The organism is Streptomyces sp. NPDC050617, from assembly GCF_040654795.1.
Taxonomy (GTDB): domain Bacteria; phylum Actinomycetota; class Actinomycetes; order Streptomycetales; family Streptomycetaceae; genus Streptomyces.
In genome coordinates, this window is record NZ_JBFAIS010000038.1 from 25,298 (window position 1) to 49,541 (window position 24,244).

Consider the following 24,244-nt stretch of genomic DNA (forward strand, 5'->3'; position numbering starts at 1 on the left):
GTTAGGGAGTCCGCGTGATCCAGGCCACTGATTCGACCAACGATTCGGGGCCGGTTGGGATACGAACGGAGATGCGGCGCGCTGGTGACGGTGTGACAGGGGGAACAGCCTTCCGGCTATGGGCCGTTCCGCACAGATTGCTCTCCTTCCTGGCTTCTGCGCCGACGCCTCCCTCTCTCCCCGGCTCAGCCCCCGCCCAACCCTTACCCGACCTCGGTCCTTGCCCGGTCTTGGTCCTTGCCCAGCCCCCGATCCTTGCCCGACCTCGGTCCTTGCCCGGCCCCCGAGCCCAGCCCCTGGCCCTTGACCGGCCCCGACCGGGTCGCTCCGGGCACCCGATCACCCTGGGCGGCCGGTCGCTCCGGACACCCGGCTCCCTGGGCGGCCGGTCACTCCGAGCGCGCGGTCACTCCGAACCGCGGTCACTCCGGGCGCGCGGTGCCGTCCGTCAGTCCGTCGTACAGGCCCTGTACGAGCTGCTCGCCGAGCCGCCCGGCGAGCCTCAGCGACTCCTCGAAGGAGGCGAGGGCCCGGAAGCGGCGGCCGTAGCGCCGCTGGTCGGACAGGGGTATGCGCGGCAGTTGGAGCCGGCGGACGTCAAGCCGGGTGGGGGTGGAGGCGTAACTGCTGGCCTGGCGCTGATTGGCGGTGCCGCGCAGGAATCCGGCGAGGAACCACGGATCGAGGGTGGCCGGGTCGGGCCGCAGGAGGTGCAGCCCACGGCCGAGCGCCGCCCCGGCGCTCGCCGCGTCGATGACACGGGCCACGGTGACATCGCCGAGGACGGGCACCACCACATCGCCCTCCTCGATGAGGATGGGTTCCTCGGCCGCGCCTTCGGGGAGCGTACCCGACGGCTCGGAGCCCGCTATGGCGTCATGGTCCGTCAGGACAGGAGGCGCGCCTGTCGGATCGGGGCTTGCGCCGCTCCCCCCGACGCGCAGCGCCAGGGCCCCAGTGCGGGCCAGTTCGCCGACGGTGGTGGTGGACCAGCGGCCCGGAACAGCGGCCTCCACGGGGGTGAGGGGTCTCGCGGGGTCGGGGGTGAGCCCGGAGGTTCGCCGCAGCGCGGTGGTGAGCCGCGCATGCACATCGGCCAGCTCGGCGGCCCCGCCGCCCGCCGTGGGCGGGGGCAGATGTCGGGCGGGGGCGAGGTCGACGTCGTCGTCGAGGACGTCGATGACCGGCAAGGAGCGGCAGACGCCGGGTTTTCCCTCGGTGGCGCCGTTCCGGTCGAAGTCCTGCCAGGCGTCGAGCACCGCCGTGCGCACGGCCTGCCAGGGCAGCTGGTCGCGGTTGGTAGCGGCCAGATCGGCGGTGTCGACGAGCAAGAGGTGTGGTGCGGGCAGGGGTTGGGCGGTGGGGCGGCGCAGCACCCATAGGTGCAAGGGGATGCCGTAGGGCGGCGCGGCCCCCGCGGGCAGCGCGATGACGGCGCGCAGCGCGCCGTGTCGGAGCAGGTCGGCGCGGATGCGGCGGCCGGAGCGGCGGGAGGCGGCGGCGGGCGGCATCAGCAGGACGGCGGTGCCCCCGGTGCGCAGCCGGGCGAGCGCGTGCTGGACCCAGGCCAGCTCGGATTCGGTCCGGGCCGGGTAGCCGTACTCCCAGCGGGGGTCGTACGCCAGCTCGTCATGGCCCCAGTTGCGTTCGTTGAACGGCGGGTGGCAGAGCACGGCGTCCGCCTCCAGTCCGGGGAACGCATCGGCCCGCAGGCTGTCCCCTGATCTCACTCGCACCTGGGCCGTGCTGTGCAGGGCGAGCCGCAGCGCGCCGAGCGCGGCGAGGTCGACGTCGGCTTCCTGGGCGAAGACGGCCCGAGTGTGCAGCGGTCCGCTGGTGTCGGCGGCGCGCAGCAGGCTGCCCGTACCGGACGCGGGGTCGAAGACGGTACGTACGCCGTCCGGGTCGAGACCGGATTCGGCGATGGCGGCCATCAGCTCGGCGGGGGCGGACGGGGTGAGGGTGTATTGCCGGGGGTTGGCGTCGAGCTGCCGGCCGAGCAGGAACTCGTACGCCGTCCGGGGGCCGAGGCCGGTGGCGAGCTCGGCTGAGCCGCGCAGAAGAAGAGCGGACGCGGCCACCTCGACCGGGCTGGGCAGGGCGACCGGGTGCCGGTTGCCGAGTCGGGCGGTCAGCGCGGCGCCGAGGGCCGGCGGCAGCGCCTCGGCCATTTCGGGGTCGGCGAGCTCGGCGAGCTCGGCCCAGTCCGCGGGCCGGTCCTGTACGAGCACGAGCACACTGCCCGCGTGACGGAGAGCTGTCACGGCGCCGGCCGGGTGCCCGGCGATCTGCTGCCAGACCCGCTCGCTCAGCGGGATCTCACCGACTTTCCCCTGGTCGCGCAGCCAACGCTCGATGGCGCTGAGCGCGAAGGTCGGGCTGGTCTCCGAGCCGCCGACGGGCTTGGGGAAGTCGTCGTGGCGACGGCGCCAGTTGCTGACGGCGGCGCGGCCGACACCGGCGAGCCGGGCGATCCCGGCTGCCGTCACCTCTGCTGCGTTGTCCGGCATGCGCTCCCGTCCCCTCGCACTCGTGAGTTGCCTGAACTGTTCCGCGGGTGCCGAACTGTTCCGAGCTGTTGTGACGCCGAGCATACCCATCGAATCCACGAAACCGCCTTCACGGCCGTGAACTCACTCGAACCGGTGAACATGGTTGACTCGATTCACAGGCCCTGCTGTCATTGTCGTATCCGCTCACGCGGCGGGTCCAGCGCACGAGGAAGAGGAGTGGGGAAGGGGAGCGGAAGGGCAGAGCCGAACCGCGCCCGCGAGCACGGGCGCGAGAAGAGAAGAGAGAAGAGACGAAGAGAGACCGGAGCTCGGAGCACAGAGCGCAGAGGGCGGAGCACAGAGGGCGGAGCACAGAGGGCGGAGCACAGAGGGCGGAGCACAGAGGGCGGAGCACAGAGGAAGAGAGAAGAAGGGGAGAAAGAAGGGCCCGATCCTCATTCGCGAAGGTCTGGTCGCAACCGACGACGGCCTGGCCGTCATCACTCTCACCAGAGAAGACCCGCGCGTCGCGGCGGTGGCTCGTACACGAAGAGCGTCCGAGCCGCCCCACCCTCTTCGCGTATCTTTTCGACAGCCCGGATCGACATTCTGGAGCGACGTCCTGGGGCGACGTACTGGATCGGCACCCCGGGCAAACGCCCTGAATCGACGCCCCGAACCGACGCCACGGACAAGGCCCACGAGCCCCACAAGCCCCAAAGCCCCGAGACCCGAGTCCCCAAGACTCCGAGACGAGGACCGCCCATGGACACGGCCGCAGCAGTCGCAACCCCCGGCCGCAGCACGGCCGAGGCCGCGCCCGCCGCCGGTGCGCGCGCCGCGGCCCTGCGCAACCCGCGCCTGGACCCGTACTGGCTCGCAGCCGCGCTCTTCATCGCCTTCGCCGCGCTTTCCGTCTGCCGCTACCGGCGCTTGCTGACGATGTCGTGGGACCTGGGGATCTTCGAGCAGGCCATACGCGCCTACGCCCACTTCCAGGCGCCGGTCGCCGATCTGAAGGGGCCCGGGACCAACATCCTCGGCGACCACTTCAGCCCGATCACCGCTCTCCTCGCGCCCTTCTACCGGGTCTTTCCCACACCTGTGACGCTGCTCGTCGCGCAGGCGGTGCTGTTCGCGGTCTCCGTCATACCCGTGGCGCGCGTCGCCGCCCATCTGCTGGGGCGCAAGCGCGGGCTCGCCATCGGTCTGGCCTTCGGGCTCTCCTGGGGTGTCCAGCGCGCCGTCGAATTCGACTTCCACGAGATCGCTTTCGCGATGCCGCTGATCGCCTTCTCCCTGGAAGCGGTCCTGCGGCACCGCTGGTGGACAGCGGTCTGCTGGGCGCTCCCCCTCGTCCTGGTCAAGGAGGACCTCGGGCTGACCGTCGCGGCCATAGGGGCCGTCATGCTGGTGCGGCTCCGCGGCAAGGAGCAGCCGCGCATGGTCGCGCTGGCCGCCGGGCTCGTCGCCTTCGGGCTCGTCGCGGCCGTCATCACCTTCGGCGTCATCATTCCGGGGTTCAACAACAGCGGTTCGTACGACTACTGGAACAAGCTCAACGGCGACGGCGGGCCGGCGCCCACCATTCCGTTCGACACGGCGGTCCGCACCCTGCTGTGGATCCTGTTGCCCACCACCGGGCTGCTCGCGCTGCGCTCCCCGTTGCTGATCGTGGCGCTGCCCACGATGGCCTGGCGGTTCCTGTCCCACGACGACCACTACTGGGGCGTCGACTGGCACTACAGCGCGGTGCTCATGCCGGTCGTGTTCATCGCCCTCGTCGACGCGCTCGCCGGGGTGGGCGCGAGCAGCCGCGCGTGGCTGCGCTCGTACGCCCAGCACATACCCGCGGCCGTGGCCGCCGCGGCGCTCGCGCTCACCACGTCACTCCCCCTGGCCGACCTCACCGAGGCCGACACCTACCGCAAGTCGTCGGCGGTCAACGCCGTCGACCGGCTCCTGAACCGCATCCCCGACAACGCGACCGTCGAGGCCAACGTCGGCCCGATAAGCAGGCTCACCGACCGCTGCCGAGTGTTCTGGATAGGAGGGACCGGCGGGATACGGCCCGACTATGTGGCGCTGCGCAACGACGAGGCGAAGACGCCGGCGGAACTGCTCGACGAGATCCAGCGGATGCATCCGGGTACGGCCTACACGTACCTCGGCGGCGACGGCGGGTACGTCGTGCTGCGGCGGGCCGCCCCCACCCCGGCACCCGCCACCGCCACCGCTGCCGCCACGCCAGCCGCCACCGGGGCCGCCGCGCCAGCCGCCGCCGGGGCCACCGCTGCCGCCGCACCCACCATCACGGCGGCTGCCGTGCCTGCCACCGCCGTTGCCTCACCCTGAGGCCGCCGCGCCACGCTCCGGCCTCACCTTGAGGCTGCCGCGCCACGCTCCGGCCTCACCCTGAGGCCGCCGCGCCACGCTCCGGCCTCACCCTGAGGCTGCCGCGCCGCGCAGCTGCCTCACGCCGAAGCCGTCGCGTCGCGCGCCTGACTCGCCCCGGAGCAGCTGCCCCTACGGAGTTACTTCGCCTTGAAGCGGACGGGGGCCTCGGTGGGGTTGCCGCCGGTGGGGAGTTCGGCGGAGGGGCAGGTGGTGAGGACCTTCTTCATCGCGTCGCGTTCGGCGGCGGTCACCCACAGGCCGTACTTCTTCTTCACGGAGACCTGGCGGGCGACGTAGTCGCAGCGGTAGGCCGTGTTGGAGGGCAGCCAGGCCGCCGTGTCGCCGTCGCCCTTCTGGCGGTTGGCGGAGGCGTCGGAGGCGATGAGGTTCAGCGGGTCGTTCGCGAGCGCTATGCGCTTGCTCGGCGACCACTGCCGGGCGCCTTTCTTCCAGGCGTCGGACAGGGCCACCGCGTGGTCGATGTCTATCTTGCTGTGGCCGCGTACGTAGCGGACGGTCTTGCCGGTGTAGGGGTCCTTGGTCAGCGTGCCGGAGGCGACCTTGCAGTGGCCGTCGGTGAACTTCACGTCCGTCAGATCGCGCTTGAGTATGTCGTCCCGGGTGTCGCAGTGGTTGCCGTCGGTGTCGAGCCAGGCGCGGCCGAAGCGGTCGCGGGCGTAACCGTCCATGGTGCCGCTCGCCTTGACCTTCAGTGAGGAGACGGCGGACAGGGCGCTGCCGGATTTTCCGGCGGACTGGTCTGCGGGCTTGTCCGCGGACTTGTCCTGGTTGCCGCCGCCGCTGTCGCCGTCCGGCGAACAGCCGGTGACGGTCACGGCCAGCAGGGCGGCGCCGGCGAGGGCGGTGCCGGCGAGCGCGCGGCGGCGGGAGCGGAGGCGGGCAGGCAGCGGGAGACTCTTCACGTCAGGGAACATCCACTCTGGGATCGGCGGCTGAAAGCGGGGCGCACCCCGCGCCCCGCAAGATCCTAAAACGGACAGACCGCCGTCCCCCGCGACAGAGCGGGGGCGGGTGCCGTCGCTTTCAAAGGCTGCCCGGCACCCGCCCCTGCGAACCCACGGTTACCAACCCACGGTTGCTAACCCACGGACGGACTCACAGCACCGGTTATGAGCTACGGCACCGCTGACGGGCCCGCGGCACCGGTTATGAGCCCACGACCGTGGTGAGGAACTCTCCTGTCCATGCCAGCAGTTCACGGCCCATCAGCGGCTTGCCGCCGATGCGGGCCGTCGTCGGGCGGGGCACGAGGAGCTGGTGGGTGGCCGGCTTCATGACGGCCCGGGGGTGGAGCCGCTTGAGGCGGAGCTCCTGCGACTCGCGCAGTTCCACCGGTCCGAAGCGGATGTTGGAGCCCTGGAGGGTGATGTCCGCGACGCCGCAGGACCGTGCGAGCATCCGCAGGCCGGCGACGAGCAGCAGGTTCTCGACCGGTTCCGGCAGCTTGCCGTAACGGTCGGTCAGCTCCTCGCGGACGGCCTTGATGTCCTCCTCGCTGGTGGCGGAGGCGATGGAGCGGTACGCCTGGAGGCGCAGCTGCTCGCCCGGCGCGTAGTCGTGCGGCACGTGCGCATCGACCGGCAGCTCGATCTTCACCTCCGGCGGCGCCTCGTCCTGCGTCTCCCCGTCGAGCGAGGCTCGGTAGTCGGCGACGGCCTCGCCGACCATGCGCATGTACAGGTCGAAGCCGACGCCCGCGATGTGCCCGGACTGCTCGCCGCCCAGCAGGTTGCCCGCGCCGCGGATCTCCAGGTCCTTCATGGCGACGTACATGCCCGCGCCCATCTCGGTGTGCTGGGCGATGGTGGCGAGCCGTTCGTGGGCCGTCTCGGTGAGCGGCTTCTCCGGCGGGTACAGGAAGTAGGCGTAGCCGCGCTCGCGCCCGCGCCCGACGCGGCCGCGCAGCTGGTGCAGCTGCGAGAGACCGAAGTTGTCGCCGCGCTCGACGATGAGGGTGTTGGCGTTGGAGATGTCGATGCCCGACTCCACGATGGTCGTGGAGACCAGCACGTCGAACTTCTTCTCCCAGAAGTCGACGACGACCTGTTCCAGCTGCGTCTCGCCCATCTGCCCGTGCGCCGTCTGGATGCGCGCCTCCGGCACGATCTCCCGCAGCCGGGCGGCGGCGCGGTCGATGGACTCGACCCGGTTGTGGATGTAGAAGACCTGGCCCTCGCGGAGCAGTTCGCGGCGGATGGCCGCGCCGATCTGCTTCTGCTCGTACGGGCCGACGAAGGTCAGCACCGGGTGGCGCTCCTCCGGCGGCGTGGTGATCGTGGACATCTCGCGGATGCCGGTGACCGCCATCTCCAGCGTCCGGGGGATGGGGGTCGCGGACATGGTCAGCACGTCGACGTTGGCGCGGAGCTTCTTGAGCTGCTCCTTGTGCTCGACGCCGAACCGCTGCTCCTCGTCGACGATGACCAGGCCCAGGTCCTTGAACTTCGTCTCGGAGGAGAACAGCCGGTGGGTGCCGATGACCAGGTCGACGGTGCCGTCCTTCAGCCCCTCCAGCACCGCCTTCGCCTCGCTGTCCGTCTGGAACCGGGACAGCGCCCGGACCTTGACGGGGAACTGCCCGTAGCGCTCGCTGAACGTGCCGAAGTGCTGCTGCACCAGCAGCGTCGTCGGCACCAGCACGGCGACCTGCTTGCCGTCCTGCACCGCCTTGAAGGCCGCGCGCACCGCGATCTCGGTCTTGCCGTACCCGACGTCGCCGCAGATCAGCCGGTCCATCGGGACGGACTTCTCCATGTCCTCCTTGACCTCGGCGATCGTCGTGAGCTGGTCGGGCGTCTCCGCGTACGGGAAGGCGTCCTCCAGTTCGCGCTGCCAGGGCGTGTCGGGGCCGAAGGTGTAGCCGGGGGCCGCCATCCGCGCCGAGTAGAGCCGGATCAGGTCGGCGGCGATCTCCTTGACGGCCTTCTTCGCGCGCGCCTTGGTCTTGGTCCAGTCGGCGCCGCCGAGCCGGTGCAGGGTGGGGGCCTCGCCGCCCACGTACTTGGTGATCTGCTCCAGCTGGTCGGTCGGCACGAACAGCCGGTCGCCGGGCTGGCCGCGCTTCGCGGGCGCGTACTCGACCAGCAGGTACTCGCGGGTGGCGCCCTGCACCGTGCGCTGCACCATCTCCACGTAGCGGCCCACGCCGTGCTGCTCGTGGACGATGAAGTCGCCGGGCTGGAGGGTGAGCGGGTCGATGGTCTTGCGGCGGCGGGCCGGCATCCGGCCCAGTTCCCTGGACGCGGCCCGCTGCCCCGACAGGTCCGTCTCGGTCAGCACCACCAGCTTCAGGCCGGGGTCCACGAAGCCGTGCTCGATGGAGCCGCACGCCACGTGCACCACGGACGGCGTGAGCTGCGCGAGCCCGCCCGTACCACTGCCGGAAGCGGCCCCACTACCGGAAGCGGCGCCGGCGCCGGTACCGCTGTCGGGCGCGGCGAGCCGGGCGGGGATGCCCTCGCCGGAGAGGACCTCCACGGTACGGGCGGCGGGGCCGTGGCCCTCGGTGACGAAGACCGTACGCCAGCCGTCGGCCAGCCACCCCTTGGTGTCGGCGAGGGCGCGGGCGGTGTCGCCGCGGTACACCTCGGGGGCGTGCATGCCCAGCCCCAGCGTGTCGTCGTCCAGCTCCTCGTCCGCGGCGAAGGGGCTGACCGACCACCACATCATGCCCAGGTCGCGGGCGTGGTCCCGGACGTCCGCGATGCCCCATAGGGATGCCGCGCCCACGTCGATGGGGGCGGCCCCGCCGACCGCCGAGGCCGCCCAGGACGCCTGGAGGAACTCCTGCGACGTCGCGACCAGGTCGGCGGCGCGGGTACGGACCCGCTCCGGGTCGCAGACCACCGTCATGCTCCCGGCCGGCAGCACGTCCAGCAGCAGCTCCATGTCGTCGACCAGGACCGGCGCCAGGGACTCCATGCCCTCCACCGCGATCCCCTCGGCGATCTTGCCGAGCAGTTCGCCGAGCTCCGGGTGGTCCTCGGCGAGGGCGGCGGCCCGCTGCCGCACGTCCTCGGTCAGCAGCAGCTCCCGGCACGGCGGGGCCCACAGCCCGTGCTCGGCGACCTCCAGGGACCGCTGGTCGGCGACCTTGAAGTAGCGGATCTCCTCGACCTCGTCGCCCCAGAACTCCAGCCGCAGCGGGTGTTCCTCGGTGGGCGGGAACACGTCGAGGATGCCGCCGCGCACGGCGAACTCGCCGCGCTTCTCGACCAGTTCCACCCGCGCGTACGCGGCCGCCGCCAGCCCGTCCACGATCTCTTCGAGGTCGGCGCTCTGCCCGCTGCGCAGACTAACGGGCTCCAGCTCCCCAAGCCCCTTGACCTGCGGCTGCAGTACGGACCGTACGGGCGCGACCACGATGCTCACCGGGCCGGCGGCCGGGTCGTCCGCGCTCGGGTGCGCCAGCCTGCGCAGCACCGCGAGGCGGCGGCCGACGGTGTCGGAGCGCGGCGAGAGCCGCTCGTGCGGCAGGGTCTCCCACGACGGGTACTCGACCACCGCGTCCTCGCGGCCCGCCGGCATCAGCGAGCGCAGCGCCGAGGCGAGGTCCTCGGCCTCCCGGCCGGTGGCGGTGACGGCGAGCACGGTGCGCCGCGCGCCGCCCTCCCCGCTTCCGCTCTTTCCGCTTCCGCCGCGGGCCAGCGCCGCGATGGTGAAGGGGCGCGCGGCCGGCGGGCCGACCAGGTCGATGTGGGGCCGGTTGCCGTCGGCTGCGGCCTTTACCGCTTCGGCGAGCGCCGGATCTTTGACGACTGCGTCGAGCAGGCCGTGCAGGCTCATGGAGGCTTCCGTCCCAGGGGAGTGGACTCGATAAGGGATAGCGAGGCGGAGTGGATGGATCGAGCGGGTTGATCGAGCGGATGAACTGTGTGGGCGGGTCGAGCGGATAAATCGAGTGGTGGGGCAATCGGGTGGACAACGCGAACCGCCCGACACGTCCAACGTGCCGGGGTTCTCCAGCCTACGACGGGGCACCGACACGCACACGCGGGACCGGTCCGGGCGCGCTCCCCCGCGATGCGCCCGGACCGGTCGTAGCAGGCCCACCCCCCATGGGCCCGCCCCCTTCAGGCCCACCCCCCGTGGGCCGTCCCCCCTCGGGCCTGCCCCCCGACGGGCCCTTTCCTCCGGCGGGCCCCGATCCCCCGTGGGCCCGCCTCCCCTGCACCGGCCGCCGGACCGGCGCGGGGAGTCTCACCTGCTCGTACGGCCCGGCCAAACCACCGCCCGCGCGACTGCCCATACCGCCCAGCCGAACCACCCGGCGCCACACCGCTCGCCCGACCGAACCCCCCGGCGCCGCCACTCGCCCGGCCCCGGCCCGTAGCGAGCGACTGCGGCGGCGGGAGCGCGCCGCGCCCTCACTCCGTGGCGATGGCGTTCAGCACATTCATCCGCCCCGCGCGGAACGCCGGTACGAGCGCCGCGACGAGCCCCACGACCGCCGACCCGACGAAGACCGCGCCGATCGTCGGCCAGGGGATCTCCAGCACCCCCAGCCCCTCCAGCGCCAGCAGCCTCTGGGCCGTCGCGCCCCAGCCCATGCCGAGCCCGAGCCCGAGCAGCGCGCCGAACAGGGCGATGACCACGGATTCGAGGCGGATCATGCGCCGCATCTGGCGGCGGGAGAGGCCGATGGCGCGCATCAGCCCGATCTCGCGGGTGCGCTCGACGACGGAGAGGGCCAGGGTGTTCACGACGCCCAGCACCGCGACGATGATCGCCAGCGCCAGCAGCCCGTAGACCAGGTTCAGCATCTGCCCGATCTGGTCCTCCAGGGTCTTCTTGTAGTCGGCCTGGTCGCGGACCTTGTACTGCGGGTAGTCGTGCAGCTTCGCCTTGAGCGCGCCGTACGCCGCCTTCTCCTGGCCTTCCTCGGCCGAGGCCAGCATCATCTGGCTCAGCGGCAGTTTGTCGGCCGGCAGATACCGCTGCACGGTGGCGATGCCCAGGTACTTCACGCCGCCGTCCATCGCGCTGTCGCCCGATGTGATGGCGCGCACCGTGAGCTGGGCGGTGCGCCCGCCCGCGAAGACGACGCCCAGCTTGTCGCCGATCTTGATGCCGTGGTCCTTGGCATAGTCGTCGCCCACCGAGATCGAGTCGGGCCGGTACGCGGCCGACAGGTCGCCCTTGACTGTCTCGGTCTTGAAGTCCCGCGCGTACGTCGGGTCCGCGGCGGCCAGCTCCTCCTTGACGGTCTTCCCGTCGGGCGAGGTGATCTTCGCGTTGACGTTCTTGTAGCGGGACACGTGGGACAGGCCCGGCGTCTGTTCGACCGCCTTCTCCGCCGCCGGGGTGAGCTGCTGCCCGGTGTCGGACTGGACGATGTAGTCCGCGCCGATCGTCTTGTCCAGTTCGTCGGTGGCCGAGGCGACCATCGAGGAGCCGACGACCGACAGGCAGGCCACCAGCGCGAGCCCGATCATCAGGGCGGCGCCCGTAGCACCGGTGCGCCGCGGGTTGCGCAGCGCGTTGCGTTCGGCCATCCGCCCCACCGGGCCGAAGGCCCGCAGGACGACGGCGCTCAGCGCCCGCACCACGAAGGCGGCCAGCAGCGGGCCGACGACCACGAAGCCCACGAGTGTGCAGAACACGCCCACGCCCAGCAGCAGCGAGCCCTGGGCGGCCGTGTCCGCCTGCGCGGCGCCGATCAGCCCGGCCGCGCCGACGGCCGTGAGGAGCAGGCCGACGGCGGCCCGTACGCGCCCCGCCGCGCCGTCCGCCGGGGTCCCGGCGTCCCGCAGCGCCGCCATCGGCGAGACCTTGCCCGCCCGGCGCGCCGGGAGGTAGGCGGCGACGACGGTGACGATGACGCCGAGCGCCAGGCCGATGGCGGGGGTGGTGGCCTTGACGGTCAGTTCGGAGGTGTCGAGCTTCATCCCGACGCTGCCCATGACCTTCATGAGCCCCACCGCGAGGCCGACGCCCGCCGCGATGCCCAGGACGGAGCCGACGACGCCGAGCATCAGGGCCTCGATGAGCACGGACCGGTTGATCTGCTTGCGGCTGGAGCCGATCGCCCGCATCAGGCCGATCTCGCGGGTGCGCTGGGCGACCAGCATCGAGAAGGTGTTGACGATGAGGAAGACGCCGACGAGGACGGCGATCCCGGCGAAGCCGAGCATCGCGTACTTCATGACGTCGAGGAACGAACCGACCTGCGCGGCGGCGTCCTTGACGCTCTCCGCCTTCGTCCGCACCTCGTAGCCGCCGCCGATGCTGTCGGCGACGGCCTTCTTGAGCTGCTCGTCGCTCACGCCGTCGGCGGCCGTCAGCTGGACGGAGGAGTACGCGGCGGCCGACCCGAGCAGCTGGGTGCGCGCGGTGGCGGAGTCGAAGTCGACGATGGCCGCGCCGGGGTTGGTGGTCTTGAACTCGGCGATGCCGGTGACGGTCGTCTCGACGGTGCCCGTCACGGAGACGGTCTTGATCCGGTCGCCGAGCCGCACGCCGTGCTTGTCGGCGGTGTCGGCGTCGATGAGCGACTCGGTGGGGCCGCGCGGCTCGTGCCCCTTGACGATGTCCATCTGCTTCTTCTCGTCGGCGCCCCAGTCGCCGGCGATGGTCGGGGCCCCGGACGTCGGGCTGAGGCTGTCGCCCTCGGCGTCGGTCAGGGCGACCTTGTCGGTGGAGACCGAGCCGACCGCCGACCGTACGCCTTCGACCTTCTGGAGCCGCCCGACCAGGCTCGCGGGGACCGTCTCGGGGCGGCCGGTGCGCTGCGCGTCCTTGTCGTCCTTCTCGGACTTCGGCTGGACGGTGACGTCCGAGGCGGTGGTGGCGAAGAGCTTGTCGAAGGTGGCGTTCATGGTGTCGGTGAAGACGAGCGTGCCGCTCACGAACGCCACCGACAGCAGGACGGCGACGGCGGAGAGCGCCATGCGTCCCTTGTGCGCGAGGAAGTTGCGCACCGAGGTCTTGAGAACGGTCACGACACCCGTCCCCGCGCGTCGAACGCCTTCATCCGGTCGAGCACCATCTCGGCGGTCGGGTTCGTCATCTCGTCCACGATCAGGCCGTCGGCCAGGTACAGGGCGCGGTCCGCGTACGAGGCGGCCACCGGGTCGTGTGTGACGATCACGATGGTCTGGCCCAGTTCGTCGACGGACCGCCGCAGGAAGCCCAGCACCTCGGCGCCGGCCCGCGAGTCCAGGTTCCCGGTCGGCTCGTCGCCGAAGATGATCTCGGGCCGGGCGGCGAGCGCGCGGGCCACGGCGACCCGCTGCTGCTGGCCGCCGGACAGCTGGTTCGGCCGGTGCTTGAGCCGCTCGGCGAGCCCCACCGTCCCCACCACCCGCTCCAGCCACGCGCGGTCCGGCTTGCGGCCCGCTATGTCCATCGGCAGCGTGATGTTCTCGATCGCGTTGAGCGTCGGCAGCAGGTTGAACGCCTGGAAGATGAAGCCGATCCGGTCCCGGCGCAGCCGCGTCAGCTTCTTGTCCTTCAGCCCGGTGATCTCGGTCTCGTCGAGCCAGATCTGCCCGGAGGTGACGGTGTCGAGCCCGGCCAGGCAGTGCATCAGCGTGGACTTGCCGGAGCCGGAGGGGCCCATGATGGCGGTGAACTGCCCGCGGGCGATGTCCACGTCCACGCTGTCGAGCGCGACGACCCGCGTCTCGCCCGCGCCGTACGCCTTGGTGACCTGCCGCGCGCTCGCCGCGACGGCCGTACGCCTTCCGCCGCCCCCGGTCCTGGGAATCGATACAGCCGTTGTCACAGTATGTCTCCTTGTTTCGGTACGTCCGGTCCCGCCGCCGGCGCTGCGGCGACACGGGTCATCGGGGTCAGTGGTGCCGCCGTGGTTCCCGGAGCGGGGAGTCGGGCGTACGTACAGCAGCGTGCTCGCATCACGGGGGGCGCACGATGGTGCCCGCATGCCTCTTGCCGGTGGTACCGGCACCACCCTCTCCGGCGGCGTCCCGCCCCTCCCGCGGCCGAGGCCGCGGGAACCGCCGGAGCCGCCCGCACCGGGCCGCCCGTCAAACAGGCTATGGAGCCCGGCGGCCCGGCTCGTCATCCGCCGGTACGAACGCCGAATCAGGCCAAGTGCGTAACTCCCCCTAGGGGTACGGACCTTGCGGACGGCCCCCGGCTCAGGGACGGCCGGCGTCCGGCCGCGGCGGAACGTACGCCTCCTGCGCCCTGACTGCCCCCGATACCCGGTACCGCGCCCCGCCCCCACGTGGAAGTGTGGGTCGTACACGGACCAGCGGTTCGACGGAGGGGGCACGGTGAGCGGCACCGAGCGGCGAACGGAATCGGCGGCGATACCCGAGGCGGCCCCCGGACCGTCGCACAGCAGACGCACCCCGGTGGCCGCCGCCCTGATGCTCGCGATGGCGCTCGCCGCCATCGACGGCACCATCGTCTCCACCGCCATCCCGCAGATCGTCGGCGACCTCGGCGGCTTCTCCGTCTTCTCCTGGCTGTTCTCCGGCTACCTGCTCGCCGTCACCGTCACCCTCCCCGTCTACGGCAAGCTCTCCGACACCTTCGGCCGCAAACCCGTCCTCGTCGTCGGCATGGCCGTCTTCCTGGCCGGGTCGCTGCTGTGCGCCGCCGCCTGGAACATGGCCGCCCTCATCGCCTTCCGCGTCCTCCAGGGACTCGGCGGCGGCGCCCTCCAGGGCACCGTCCAGACCGTCGCCGCCGACCTCTACCCCCTCAAGGAACGCCCCAAGATCCAGGCCAAGCTCTCCACCGTCTGGGCCGTCTCCGCCGTCGCGGGCCCCGCCCTCGGCGGCCTCCTCGCCGGCTACGCGGACTGGCGCTGGATCTTCCTCGTCAACCTGCCCGTCGGCGCCGTCGCCCTCTGGCTCGTCGCCCGCTACTTCCACGAGCCCCTGCGCGCCCGCACCGCCCGCGCCCGCGTCGACTGGCCCGGCGCGCTCGCCATCTTCGCCTGCGGCGGGCTGCTGCTCACCGCGCTCGTCCAGGGCGGCGTCGCCTGGCCCTGGCTCTCCGCCCCCTCCGCCGCGTTCTTCGCCGGCAGCGCCCTGTGCGCCGCCGCCACCGTCGCCATCGAACGCCGCGCCGCACAGCCGATCATCCCCGGCTGGGTCTGGCGCCGCCGCACCATCTCCGCCGTCAACCTCTCCCTCGGCGCGCTCGGCCTCCTGATGATCGCGCCGACCGTCTTCCTGCCCACCTACGCGCAGTCGGTCCTGGGCCTCGGCCCCATCCCCGCCGGGTTCGTCCTGTCCGTCATGACGCTGAGCTGGCCCATCTCCTCCGCCCTCAGCAGCCGCGTCTACACCCGCACCGGCTTCCGCAACTGCGCCCTCATCGGCATGGGCGGCGCCGCCCTCGTCCTCCTCGCGTTCCCGCTGCTCCCCTACCGCGGCGCGGCCTGGCAGCCGGCGCTCCTCATGCTGGCGCTCGGCGCGGCCCTCGGCCTCTTCCAGCTCCCCCTGATCATCGCGGTCCAGTCGTCGGTCGGCTGGTCGGAGCGCGGCACCGCCACCGCCTCGATCCTCTTCTGCCGCCAGGTCGGCCAGAGCGTCGGCGCGGCGCTCTTCGGGGCCGTCGCCAACTCCACGCTCGCCGGGCGGCTCGCCGACGCCCCCGCCGCGATACGGCCCGGCATGCCGGACGACCTCGACTCCGTCGCCCGCGCCCTGAGCCACCCCGCGGCCCTCACCGCCCGGACCGCCGACTACCTGCGCCACGCGGTCTCCACCGCCGTCGACCACGTCTACCTCGGCGCTGGCTGCGCGGCCCTCGTCGCGCTGCTCACGCTCGTACTCCTCGCGCCGCGCCGCTTCCCGGTACGGACGGAGGAGGAGGGCTGAGGGGGCGTACGGGCGCGGCAGGGGCTTACGGGCGGGGGCGTACGGGGGTTACGAGCGGGGGCTACGGGCTCGCGGGCGCTGTCAGGACTGTCAGGACTGTCAAGATTCCGAGCTGGGGGCGGGGCCCGGCACCGAGCCGGCGTCGGGCGGGGCGCCGCCCGCCTCGGCGGGCTCGGGGTCCGCGACCGGCTTCCCGGTCAGCGCGGCGAGGCTGCTGCGGACGTGCACCATGTGGGCGCGCAGCTCGTCGCGCTCCTCCTCGTGCTCGCGCAGCACCCGTTCCGTCTCCCGCTCCACGCGCTCGGCCCGCGCCCTGGCCTGCGAGACCAGCGACTCGGCCTGGGCCTCGGCGTCCTCCTGGCCGTGCCGGGCGGACTCCTCGGCCTCCGCGTACGCGCGCTGCGCCTCGGCCAGCACCCGCCGCCCGTACTCCTCCAGGTCCACAATGTGCGCGTCCGTGTCCGCCTCGTGCCCGGCGAGCTCCCGGCCCGCCGCCTCCCACCGCTCGGAGTGGTCCTTCTCCTGCTCGGCGAGGGTCTCGGCGGTGCGCTGCCGCATGTCCTTGAGCGCCGCGAGGGACTCGCCGCGCCGGGCCTTGACCTCGCGGCGCACCTCGGCGCGCAGGTCGTCGGCGATGCGCTGGGCGGCGGCGGTGGCCTCCTCGGCCCACTCCTCGGCCTCGGTCCGTACGGACGCGGAGTACGCGGCCGCGGCGTCGTGGACCGCGCGGGCGTGGTCGGCGGCGGAGTCGCTCAGCTCGGCGGCGGCGGCCTCGGCGCTGGCGCGCACCGCGGCGGCCTCGCCGTCAGCGATGGCGAGGAGGTCGGCGGCCCGGCCGCCGAGGCTCTCGTAGGTCTGCGGGGCGAGGTGGGCGACGACCTCGCGCAGGCGTTCCGCCTCGGCCTCCATCTCCTTGGCGAGCACGGTCAGCCGGGCGGCCCGCTCCCAGGCCGTATCGCGCTCGTGGGAGATGTCGCCGAGCGCGCGGTCGACCTGTTCGATCCGGTATCCGCGGCCCCGCACTACAGCGAAACCGTGGGGAGACATCGATGCACTCATCCTTCAAGCCCCTTTTGTCCGGCATGTAACGCGGTCCGGCGCACATCCTTGTGGATCGTCCGAAGTGCCCATACCGCGACACTCCGCCCACTCCACCAGTCAAGGATGCGTCAATTGGTGCCAGAAGTCGGAATCGGCCTGTCAGCGCGCAACGCGTCGAAGAGCCGCCGCGCCCCCGCCTCGTCCCAGACCAGCACGTCACCGGCGCCGGGCCGGTCCTGACCCGGACCGGCGACCGGCACCGTCACGCTCCGCCCCCCGCCGTCCGCGATCTGCTTCATCGACCAGCCCATCCTGCCCAGATCCCACACGCCCGTACCCTTGTCGACCGTCAGCGCCGACAGCCCCGCGTCCACCACCGGCACCAGCCGGAACGGATTGAGGAGGACGGACGCGCCGAGCATCCGGTCCGCGACCGCGCCCAGAAACCGCTGCTGCCGCTTGACCCGCCCCAGGTCACCCTGGGGATCGCTGTACCGGGCGCGGACGTAGGCGAGCGCCTGCGCGCCGTTCATGTCCCGGCATCCGCGGTCGAAGTCGGCCCCGGACTTCTCGTCGCGCAGCGGCTCGGGAAGACAGACGCGCACACCGTGCAGCGCGTTGACGAGATCGACGAAGCCGAGGAAGTTCACCTCGGCGTAGTGGCCCATCCGCAGCCCCGTCGCCTGCTCCACGGTCCGCGTCAGCAGCTTCGGCCCGCCCAGCGCGTACGCCGCGTTGATCTTGTTCTTGCCGTGGCCGGGGATCGGCACGTACGAGTCCCTGGGCAGACTCACCAGGTACGGGCCGCTGTCGCCGTAGTGCAGCACCATGATCGTGTCGGTGTTCAGACCGTGGTCGGCGCCGACGTGCAGTTCCTCGCGCTGCCGCGCGGTGAGGTGCGAACGGCTGTCGGAGCCGACCAGCAGCCAGTCCGTGCCCTTGCCGGCCGCCGGACGGCCCTCGTACCCGGCGAGCGCGCCGACCGTGTGCACCTGGGTGCCCGCCCAGAGGTAGAGCCCCGCGGCGAAGGCGATGAACAGCACCACCAGTGCCGCCAGCACGATCAGAATCCGCTTCGGCCAGCTCATCCGCCGGCCCCGCTGACGGCGCGGACGCCGCTCACGCCGCCGACGTCCGGACCGGTACAGCGTGGTGCTGCCGGGCTGCGGCGGCTCGGGGGTGCCCATAGGGAAAGGATCGAGGCGCCCGGCCGATACCGCAGGCCGGGCGCCTCGATCAGGTGATGGGGGGTCAGCGGCGGACGGCCCGCGTCAGACCGCCTCCGCCTCTTCCTCCGCTTCCTCCTCGATCTCCTCGATCTCCTCGATCGGCGGCACGGTCAGAACAGCCCGTCCCACATCTGTTCCAGCAGCACCGACCACCAGTTCTCCGGCGACGACAGGGCGGCCGGGTCCAGCGAGGCGATCTCCGCCTGGAAGTCCACGGTCCAGCGGCCCGCCTGCTCGGGGGTCAGCCCGTACCGCAGCCGCCACATCCGTCCCAGCAGGCCCAGGCAGCGTACGAACTCCGGCAGCCCGGAGTTCACGAACTGCGGCTCCACCGACTGCCCGTCCGGCCCCGCCTCGACCGGCACCGCGACGATGTGCGCCGTGCCGTACTGCACACACAGCTGACGCCCGAAGTCGCTGCCCATCACCAGGTACGAACCCGAGTCCGGCGCCGCCCGCACCCCGCGCTCCGCCGCCAGCTCCGCCAGCGTCGGCACCGGCCGGCCCGGCTGCGCCTGCGCCCAGAAGAACGGACCGAAGTCGAACGGCAGCCCCGCCCGTACGAGCGTCTGCGCGACCACCTCCGGAACGCCCTGCCGCGACACGGCCCGCTTGTCGAACCGGAAGACGCCCTGCGGGCCGAACGCCTGCGTCAGCTCCTGCGCGATCCCCTCCGGAGGGATCGGCGGCGCGGGCTGCACCTGGCCGGGGAGCGGCAGCGGAGCACGGTTCGGCGCGGGCCGCGCCGGACCGTCGGCGACCTGGTGCAGCTCGCCCTGGTGCTCGACGAGGTGCCGTACGCCCTGCTGCCGGGTCACGTGATCGCGGCCGTACGGAGCAGTGTGGCTGACCCGCACCTGCGGCCAGGTCTCACGCACCATACGGGCGCAGTAGCCGCCCGGCAGATCGCAGGACTCCAGCTCCGTGTGGAGCTCCAGCACCTGCTGCGGCGGCACGTTCATCGCGCGCAGCTCGTGCAGGATCTGCCACTCGGGGTGCGGCGTACCGGGCGCGCTGCGCCGGATGAGCTGCTGCTCGGAACCGTCCTGGGCCCGGTAGCGGAGCACCGCCATATAGCCCGGCCCCACGGTCGGCTGCCCGGCGGGCGGCTGCGGCGGATAACCGTACGCACCGGGCGGCGGCGCCACCCCCGCCACGGGCGCCCCCTGCGGAGGCGGCCCCTGCGGCGCCCCGCCGGGACCGGGCCCGCCGGGACCGGGCCCGGCGAGCATGGTGGCAGCGGCGTGCACACCGGGGGCGCCGGGCGGCGCGGGGTGGTTGGGGCCGCCGGCGCTGGGCTGGGCGGGGTGGCCCGGGGCAGCAGGAGCACCGGGCGGACTGGGCGGTCCGGGCGGTCCGGGGTGGTTGGCGGCACCCGCACCGGGCGTACCGGGCTGCCCCGGAGCACCGGGCGGGCCAGGGTTGTTGGGACCGGCGGCACCGGACCCCGGAGCGCCAGGCGCGCTGGGGTAGCCGTAACTGCCGGGCCCAGGGGCACCGGGCTGACCGGGTGCACCGGGAGCACTGGGCTGACCCGGAGTACCGGGCGGGCCAGGGTAGTTGGGAGCACTGGTGCCGGGCGCACCAGGCGCCGGAGCACCAGCCTGCCCAGGAGCGCCGGGCGCACTGGGATAGCCGTAACTGCCAGCCCCAGGCGCACCGGGCTGACCGGGTGCACCGGGAGCACTGGGCTGACCCGGAGTACCGGGCGGGCCAGGGTAGTTGGGAGCACTGGCACCGGGCGCACCAGGCGCCGGAGCACCAGCCTGCCCAGGAGCGCCAGGCGCACCGGGGTAGCCGTAACTGCCGGGCCCAGGGGCAGCAGGCTGACCGGGTGCACCGGGAGCACTGGGCTGACCCGGAGTACCGGGCGGACCAGAGTAGTTGGGAACACTGACACCGGGCGTACCAGGCGCCGGAGCACCAGCCTGCCCAGGAGCGCCGGGCGCACCGGGGTAGCCGTAACTGCCGGCCCCAGGGGCACCGGGCGCACCGGGCTGACCGGGAGCACCGGACTGACCAGACGCAGCAGGCGCAGCAGGCGGGCTGGGGTAGCCGTAACCGCCGGCGGGCGCGCCAGGCTGGCCGGGCTGCCCCGAAGCACCGGGCGGGCCGGGGTAGTTGGGGCCGCCGGTGCCAGGCGCGCCATGCGGCATGGGGCCAGGAGGAGCAGGCGGAGCGGAAGGCGCCGGAGGCCGGCCCGGCTGCCCCGGTGCGGCGCCGGGTGTGCCGGGGCCGGCGAGCATCGTGGGTGCGTACGCCACACCGGCCGGAGCGCCAGGCGCTGCGGGCGGCTGCGGGGTTCCCGCGCCGGGCGCGCCCGGCTGCCCCGGCCCGCCCGCCGGAGCGCCGGGGCCGCCGGTCTGCTGGCCGGGAACTCCGGGAGCCGACGGGGCCCCAGGGCCGTTCGGGGCGGCCGGAGCGGCCGGGGGTCGCGGCCCGGCGGCGGCCGGTACGCCCGCGCCAGGGCCTTCGCTGTCGCTGTCGCCGTCGGACTGCGGGACCAGCCGAGTCGGTACGTACCCGCCCGCGGCGCCCGCGCCCGGCGAACCGCCGGAGGCGCCGTCGTCGAGTGCCGGGGCGACCGCCGTCGGCGGCAGCGCGCTGCCCCTCGACAGCAGCTCGGTCCTGGCCTCGGGCCCCACGCCGGACGGCGGAGTGTCGTCGCTGTCGGAACCGCTGAGCGGCGGGGCGAAGACCGTGGCGGGCAGGTCGACGGACCGGCCGTCGCCGCCGTCGCCACCGCCGTTGGTGTCGGACCCGGCCCACGGCGTGGCCCCGGCGGCAGCCGGCGGCGCGGCAGGCGGCACCGGCCCGGCAGCGGCAGCAGCCGCACCGGAACCGGCCCCGGAACCTGAACCGGCAGGCGCGTCCGTCGGCGCCGACGAAGCGGGCTCAGGCCACGGCCCCGAACCACCCGCCGCCGCAGACGCGGGAGCGGGCGCAGGCGCACCAGCGGGCGGCCCCGACACGCCACCCGCCGCAGGCGAACCGGACTCGGCCGCGCCCGCCCCCGGAGCCGACGCCGCCGAAACCGACGCCCCCGAACCCCTCCGGTCCGGAATCCCTCTCTCGTCCGCCGCCTGCTGCAACCACTCCGGCGGACTCAGCAGAAACGACGTGGCCTCAAGATCGATGCGCTGCGGCGGCGCGTCCGCCGCGGGCGACGGCGCCTCGACGGTCCCGTACTCCTCCTCGTACCGCCGGATCACCTCGCCCACCGGCAGCCCCGGCCACAGCGTCGTCTCGCCGCTGTCCCGCGCGATCACCAGCCGGGCGGCGCCGCCGCCCCCCGTCGGACCGTCCTCGCGGTCCTCGGCCCAGGCGACGAAGCCCAGGTCGAACTCGCGTACCCGCACCTCGCGGTGGTGATACGCCGGCACATCGCCGTTGACCCAGCTCTCCGCGCGCTCCTGCGCCTGCGCGAACGTCACCATCGCGCTCACCCCTCCGCCGGGACGGCGGACGCGAAGCCGCCGTCCACCATCAGGTTCGCCACGGTCTCCAGTTCCGGCGGGCCGCCCGCCAGCCGCAGCAGGAAGGCGTCGAAGTCCTCCCCGCAGGGCAGCAGCAGCCGCTCGACGCGTTCCTGGACCGACCAGCCGTCCCGGTCCCGCGCGTCGTCGTACGCGCAGAACCACACCGAGCCGATGGCATCGCCTTTCACCTTCACGGCCAGCACGCCGCCCTGCACGAAGCCCACGCCCAGGTAGTCCTTGGTGAAGTGGTCGCGCAGACACTTGTTGATGTAGACGAGGTCGTTGACCGCAGCCTCGCCGCGCACCGTGAAGAACGGCTGGTCCACCAGGAGCCCCAGCTCCGGGTCGAGCGCCGCGCCGACCGGCGCGCAGCCGCCCGCCGCCTTCAGGAACGCCCGGTAGGCGCCCGGCAGCCGGTAGCCCAGGTCCTCCTCGACGCCCAGCACGTCGTCCTCCGCCACCGCGAGGTCCCGCTGCGGCAGCGCGAAGTGCACCGGCCGGGTCTCCTGGAGCGGCCGCGTGCCGCGCTTGGCGTGGTCGACGGCGGCCGTCGCCAGCCCGCCGTGGTGCCGCAGCAGCGCCTTGACCTCGACCGGCACCAGCTCCAGCCGGCGCGTGCCCACCACGTGGTGCCAGGTCCAGCCGTGCGGGGTCGCGACGGCCGGCAGGCTGGCCCACAGTTCATGGCCGTCCGCGTGCAGCGCGGCGTTCGCGGACACGTAGTCGGTGAGCCGCAGCTCGTCGACGCCGAACCCCTCCGGCGGCTCCGCGATCTCCGCGGCGGCCCGCGCGTACGGCGAGAAGTCCGGGAAACCGTCCCCGTCCACCCACACGCCCTTGGGGTAGCGCGCGGCCCGGACCGGATCCGGGAAGTGCACGACCTGCCCGGCATAGGCCGTGTTCGGTGGCGCGGCCTGCTGCCCGAGCCGACCTGTCGTCATGGCGGATGCCCCCTGCTGCGTCTGGGTGTTGCCAACAGCCTAAGCGCTGCCCGGACTGGGGCCCCGCCCCCGCCGTACGCCCTCCGAGCACGCCCTTGAGCGGCGGCGACCCCTGTCCGGCGCCGCCCGGCCCCGCCCGCCGCACCCGGCCCACGGCCCTCTCACGGCCGGCGGACTCAACGGCCCCGCCGCCCCCGGAAACCCCCGAGAACCCCTGAGAACCCCCGAAGACTCCGAACGCACCGCCGAACGCCCCCGAACCGAAAAACCCGTGAGCCGCCCGCGTCACACCCGGAAAATGTGTACGCAGCCGCGAACAGCCCGCACAGCTCCGCCAGAACCGCCACCACCGTCCCATCCGCCCCACTCATCACGACGACCCGTTACCTCACGGTGACCGCCCGCCACACAACTCGCGCACAACGCACACCTGACTTCCGCACCCGGCATCCCATTTGGCAATCTGATCCCCGCAACAGGGGGATTGCACGGGAGGGAAGAGCACCACATGCACACGACGCAAGACCGCGGCCCCGACGCCGCGCCCACGCCGGGCGACCCCCGGCTCAGCTGGAGCGCCACCGACGACTCGGTACAAGCGCCCCAGCTGCTGCACCGCCGCGACGGCATCCTGCCCGCCGTCGCCGCGGCCCTCTCCGTCCGCGGAAAGACCCTCACCGGCACCGCGGGCAGAGGAGAGCAGCCACCGACCCTCCACCCCCTGGTGCAGGACTACCTCGACACCCTCGCCAGCGCCCAGCGCGAACGCTTCACCGGCCGCTGCCCCGAAGCCGTGCTCCTCTCCCGCTTCCTCACCGGCGTCGACACGGGCCGCAGCAAACGCGCCTCCCGCAAACCCCTCTCCCAGGGCGAGGCCCGCCGCGCCCTCAAGCACTCCCGCCTGACCGCGCGCCACATCCGCGAGGACGGCGACCCCCGGCACGGCAGCTACGCCGCCCCCTGCCGCTCCTGCGACGCGCTCCTCGCCCACTTCGGCGTACGGACCGTCGACCTCGCCGCCCCGACCGACGACAACGGCAGGGGCTGAACACCGACATGCCCGACATGCGCGCCTTCGAACGCACCGCCGCCACCCGCTTCCCCGCCGCCGTCGACGCCGCCCTCCGCGAAGCGGGCTGGCAACCCGGCCGCTGGGACATCAAACAGGCCGAGCAGTGGGCCGACGCCCTCCGCGCCCACGTCTCCCCCGCCGGCCACCGGCACTCCGTCTTCCCCGCCGCCGTCGAAGCCTGGGCCGAATTCGGCGGACTCCACATCACCGCCGCCGGACAGGGCCGGCAGATCGCCCCCACGCCCTTCCACATCGACCCCCTGCACGGACTCCACCTCGCCCGCACCCTCGCCGACCTCGGCCGCGCCCTCGGCGTCGAGGTCAGCCCCCTCGGCGAGGAACCGCACACCCAGGCACTCCTCGCCGTCGACGCCGAAGGCCGCGTCTACAGCCTCGACCACACCGGCGACTGGTACCTCGGCACCGACATCGACCACGCCATCGGCACCCTCCTCAGCGGAGCCCAGCCCACCCGCCTCAGCCGCGCCTGACAGCCGCCGGCTCACGGGGGGGGGCGACAAAGCCGCGCGACAAAGCCGCGCGGGGAAGTCGCGCGACGAAACCGTACGGGGAAGCCGTGCAGGGGGAAGCCCCCCGTACGTACGCCAACGGGCGGCACGGACACGCCCGTAGGCACGCACAGCCGCACTCAGGAGCCCGTACGCACGTACAGCCGCGCTCCGGGAGCCGGTACGCGCCCGCGCGCGTGGACGCCCCTATGCCTCCACATGCCTCCACGCGCGCGGGACGGCCGTACGCGCTCACGCCCCAGC

Annotated in this window: 14 protein-coding genes; 5 read left to right on the forward strand and 9 right to left on the reverse strand. The window is 73.1% G+C overall.

What is annotated here, in order from left to right:
* Positions 1 to 422 precede the first annotated feature (422 nt).
* Entirely contained in the window at positions 423 to 2,510 is a 2,088-nt protein-coding gene (locus tag AB0I49_RS34220; RefSeq protein WP_363231095.1) for an N-6 DNA methylase, read from the reverse strand.
* Between the two features lie 747 nt (positions 2,511 to 3,257).
* Here AB0I49_RS34220 and AB0I49_RS34225 point away from each other — a divergent pair.
* Positions 3,258 to 4,847 (forward strand): DUF2079 domain-containing protein, encoded by a 1,590-nt coding sequence (locus tag AB0I49_RS34225; RefSeq protein ID WP_363231096.1) that lies wholly within the window; start codon positions 3,258 to 3,260, stop codon positions 4,845 to 4,847.
* Between the two features lie 179 nt (positions 4,848 to 5,026).
* Here the strand turns inward: AB0I49_RS34225 and AB0I49_RS34230 are convergent, their stop codons facing one another.
* The 4 genes from AB0I49_RS34230 to AB0I49_RS34245 all read right to left on the reverse strand — a co-directional run bounded on the left by AB0I49_RS34230 (position 5,027) and on the right by AB0I49_RS34245 (position 13,635).
* Positions 5,027 to 5,812, reverse strand: a complete 786-nt coding sequence (locus AB0I49_RS34230; RefSeq protein WP_363231097.1) for an HNH endonuclease family protein — start codon at positions 5,810 to 5,812, stop codon at positions 5,027 to 5,029.
* Between the two features lie 244 nt (positions 5,813 to 6,056).
* Entirely contained in the window at positions 6,057 to 9,695 is a 3,639-nt protein-coding gene (mfd, locus tag AB0I49_RS34235; protein ID WP_363231098.1) for a transcription-repair coupling factor, read from the reverse strand.
* A 581-nt stretch (positions 9,696 to 10,276) separates the two neighbouring features.
* Positions 10,277 to 12,850: an FtsX-like permease family protein gene (locus AB0I49_RS34240; RefSeq protein ID WP_363231099.1), complete on the reverse strand. Its 2,574-nt coding sequence runs from the start codon at positions 12,848 to 12,850 to the stop codon at positions 10,277 to 10,279.
* On the reverse strand, positions 12,847 to 13,635 hold the full coding sequence (locus tag AB0I49_RS34245; protein WP_363231100.1) for an ABC transporter ATP-binding protein: 789 nt from the start codon (positions 13,633 to 13,635) through the stop codon (positions 12,847 to 12,849). The genes AB0I49_RS34240 and AB0I49_RS34245 overlap by 4 nt, the downstream gene beginning before the upstream one ends.
* A 610-nt stretch (positions 13,636 to 14,245) precedes the next feature.
* On the opposite strand from AB0I49_RS34245, the gene AB0I49_RS34250 reads away from it, so the two are divergent.
* Positions 14,246 to 15,709: an MFS transporter gene (locus AB0I49_RS34250; RefSeq protein ID WP_363231131.1), complete on the forward strand. Its 1,464-nt coding sequence runs from the start codon at positions 14,246 to 14,248 to the stop codon at positions 15,707 to 15,709.
* 99 nt (positions 15,710 to 15,808) lie between these two features.
* Here AB0I49_RS34250 and AB0I49_RS34255 read toward each other — a convergent pair whose 3' ends face one another.
* From AB0I49_RS34255 to AB0I49_RS34265, 3 genes are all read right to left on the reverse strand, one after another.
* A complete protein-coding gene (locus AB0I49_RS34255) occupies positions 15,809 to 16,756 on the reverse strand; it encodes a cellulose-binding protein (RefSeq protein WP_363231101.1) in 948 nt (315 codons plus the stop codon).
* A 122-nt stretch (positions 16,757 to 16,878) separates the two neighbouring features.
* A complete protein-coding gene (locus tag AB0I49_RS34260; protein WP_363231102.1) occupies positions 16,879 to 17,838 on the reverse strand; it encodes an LCP family protein in 960 nt (319 codons plus the stop codon).
* Between the two features lie 251 nt (positions 17,839 to 18,089).
* A complete protein-coding gene (locus AB0I49_RS34265) occupies positions 18,090 to 21,200 on the reverse strand; it encodes an SUKH-4 family immunity protein (protein WP_363231103.1) in 3,111 nt (1,036 codons plus the stop codon).
* Here AB0I49_RS34265 and AB0I49_RS34270 point away from each other — a divergent pair.
* The gene (locus AB0I49_RS34270; protein WP_363231104.1) at positions 21,100 to 21,351 is read left to right on the forward strand and encodes a hypothetical protein; all 252 of its coding nucleotides are present in this window, start codon (positions 21,100 to 21,102) and stop codon (positions 21,349 to 21,351) included. The two genes, AB0I49_RS34265 and AB0I49_RS34270, sit on opposite strands and share 101 nt — an antisense overlap.
* A 70-nt stretch (positions 21,352 to 21,421) precedes the next feature.
* Here the strand turns inward: AB0I49_RS34270 and AB0I49_RS34275 are convergent, their stop codons facing one another.
* The gene (locus AB0I49_RS34275) at positions 21,422 to 22,399 is read right to left on the reverse strand and encodes an HNH endonuclease (protein WP_363231105.1); all 978 of its coding nucleotides are present in this window, start codon (positions 22,397 to 22,399) and stop codon (positions 21,422 to 21,424) included.
* Between the two features lie 508 nt (positions 22,400 to 22,907).
* On the opposite strand from AB0I49_RS34275, the gene AB0I49_RS34280 reads away from it, so the two are divergent.
* Positions 22,908 to 23,447 (forward strand): YwqJ-related putative deaminase, encoded by a 540-nt coding sequence (locus tag AB0I49_RS34280; RefSeq protein WP_363231106.1) that lies wholly within the window; start codon positions 22,908 to 22,910, stop codon positions 23,445 to 23,447.
* A gap of 17 nt (positions 23,448 to 23,464) precedes the next feature.
* Positions 23,465 to 23,962 carry an SUKH-3 domain-containing protein gene (locus AB0I49_RS34285; RefSeq protein ID WP_363231132.1) on the forward strand — a complete coding sequence of 166 codons (498 nt, stop codon included), beginning with the start codon at positions 23,465 to 23,467 and terminating at the stop codon, positions 23,960 to 23,962.
* Positions 23,963 to 24,244 lie beyond the last annotated feature (282 nt).

What these genes read in the sequence shown, in the direction of transcription:
- AB0I49_RS34220 (WP_363231095.1), bottom strand. Translation starts at nt 2,510, where the DNA reads ATGCCGGACAACGCAGCAGAGGTGACGGCAGCCGGGATCGCCCGGCTC.
- AB0I49_RS34225 (WP_363231096.1), top strand. Translation starts at nt 3,258, where the DNA reads ATGGACACGGCCGCAGCAGTCGCAACCCCCGGCCGCAGCACGGCCGAG.
- mfd (WP_363231098.1), bottom strand. Translation starts at nt 9,695, where the DNA reads ATGAGCCTGCACGGCCTGCTCGACGCAGTCGTCAAAGATCCGGCGCTC.
- AB0I49_RS34250 (WP_363231131.1), top strand. Translation starts at nt 14,246, where the DNA reads ATGCTCGCGATGGCGCTCGCCGCCATCGACGGCACCATCGTCTCCACC.
- AB0I49_RS34255 (WP_363231101.1), bottom strand. Translation starts at nt 16,756, where the DNA reads ATGTCTCCCCACGGTTTCGCTGTAGTGCGGGGCCGCGGATACCGGATC.
- AB0I49_RS34260 (WP_363231102.1), bottom strand. Translation starts at nt 17,838, where the DNA reads ATGAGCTGGCCGAAGCGGATTCTGATCGTGCTGGCGGCACTGGTGGTG.
- AB0I49_RS34275 (WP_363231105.1), bottom strand. Translation starts at nt 22,399, where the DNA reads ATGACGACAGGTCGGCTCGGGCAGCAGGCCGCGCCACCGAACACGGCC.
- AB0I49_RS34280 (WP_363231106.1), top strand. Translation starts at nt 22,908, where the DNA reads ATGCACACGACGCAAGACCGCGGCCCCGACGCCGCGCCCACGCCGGGC.
- AB0I49_RS34285 (WP_363231132.1), top strand. Translation starts at nt 23,465, where the DNA reads ATGCGCGCCTTCGAACGCACCGCCGCCACCCGCTTCCCCGCCGCCGTC.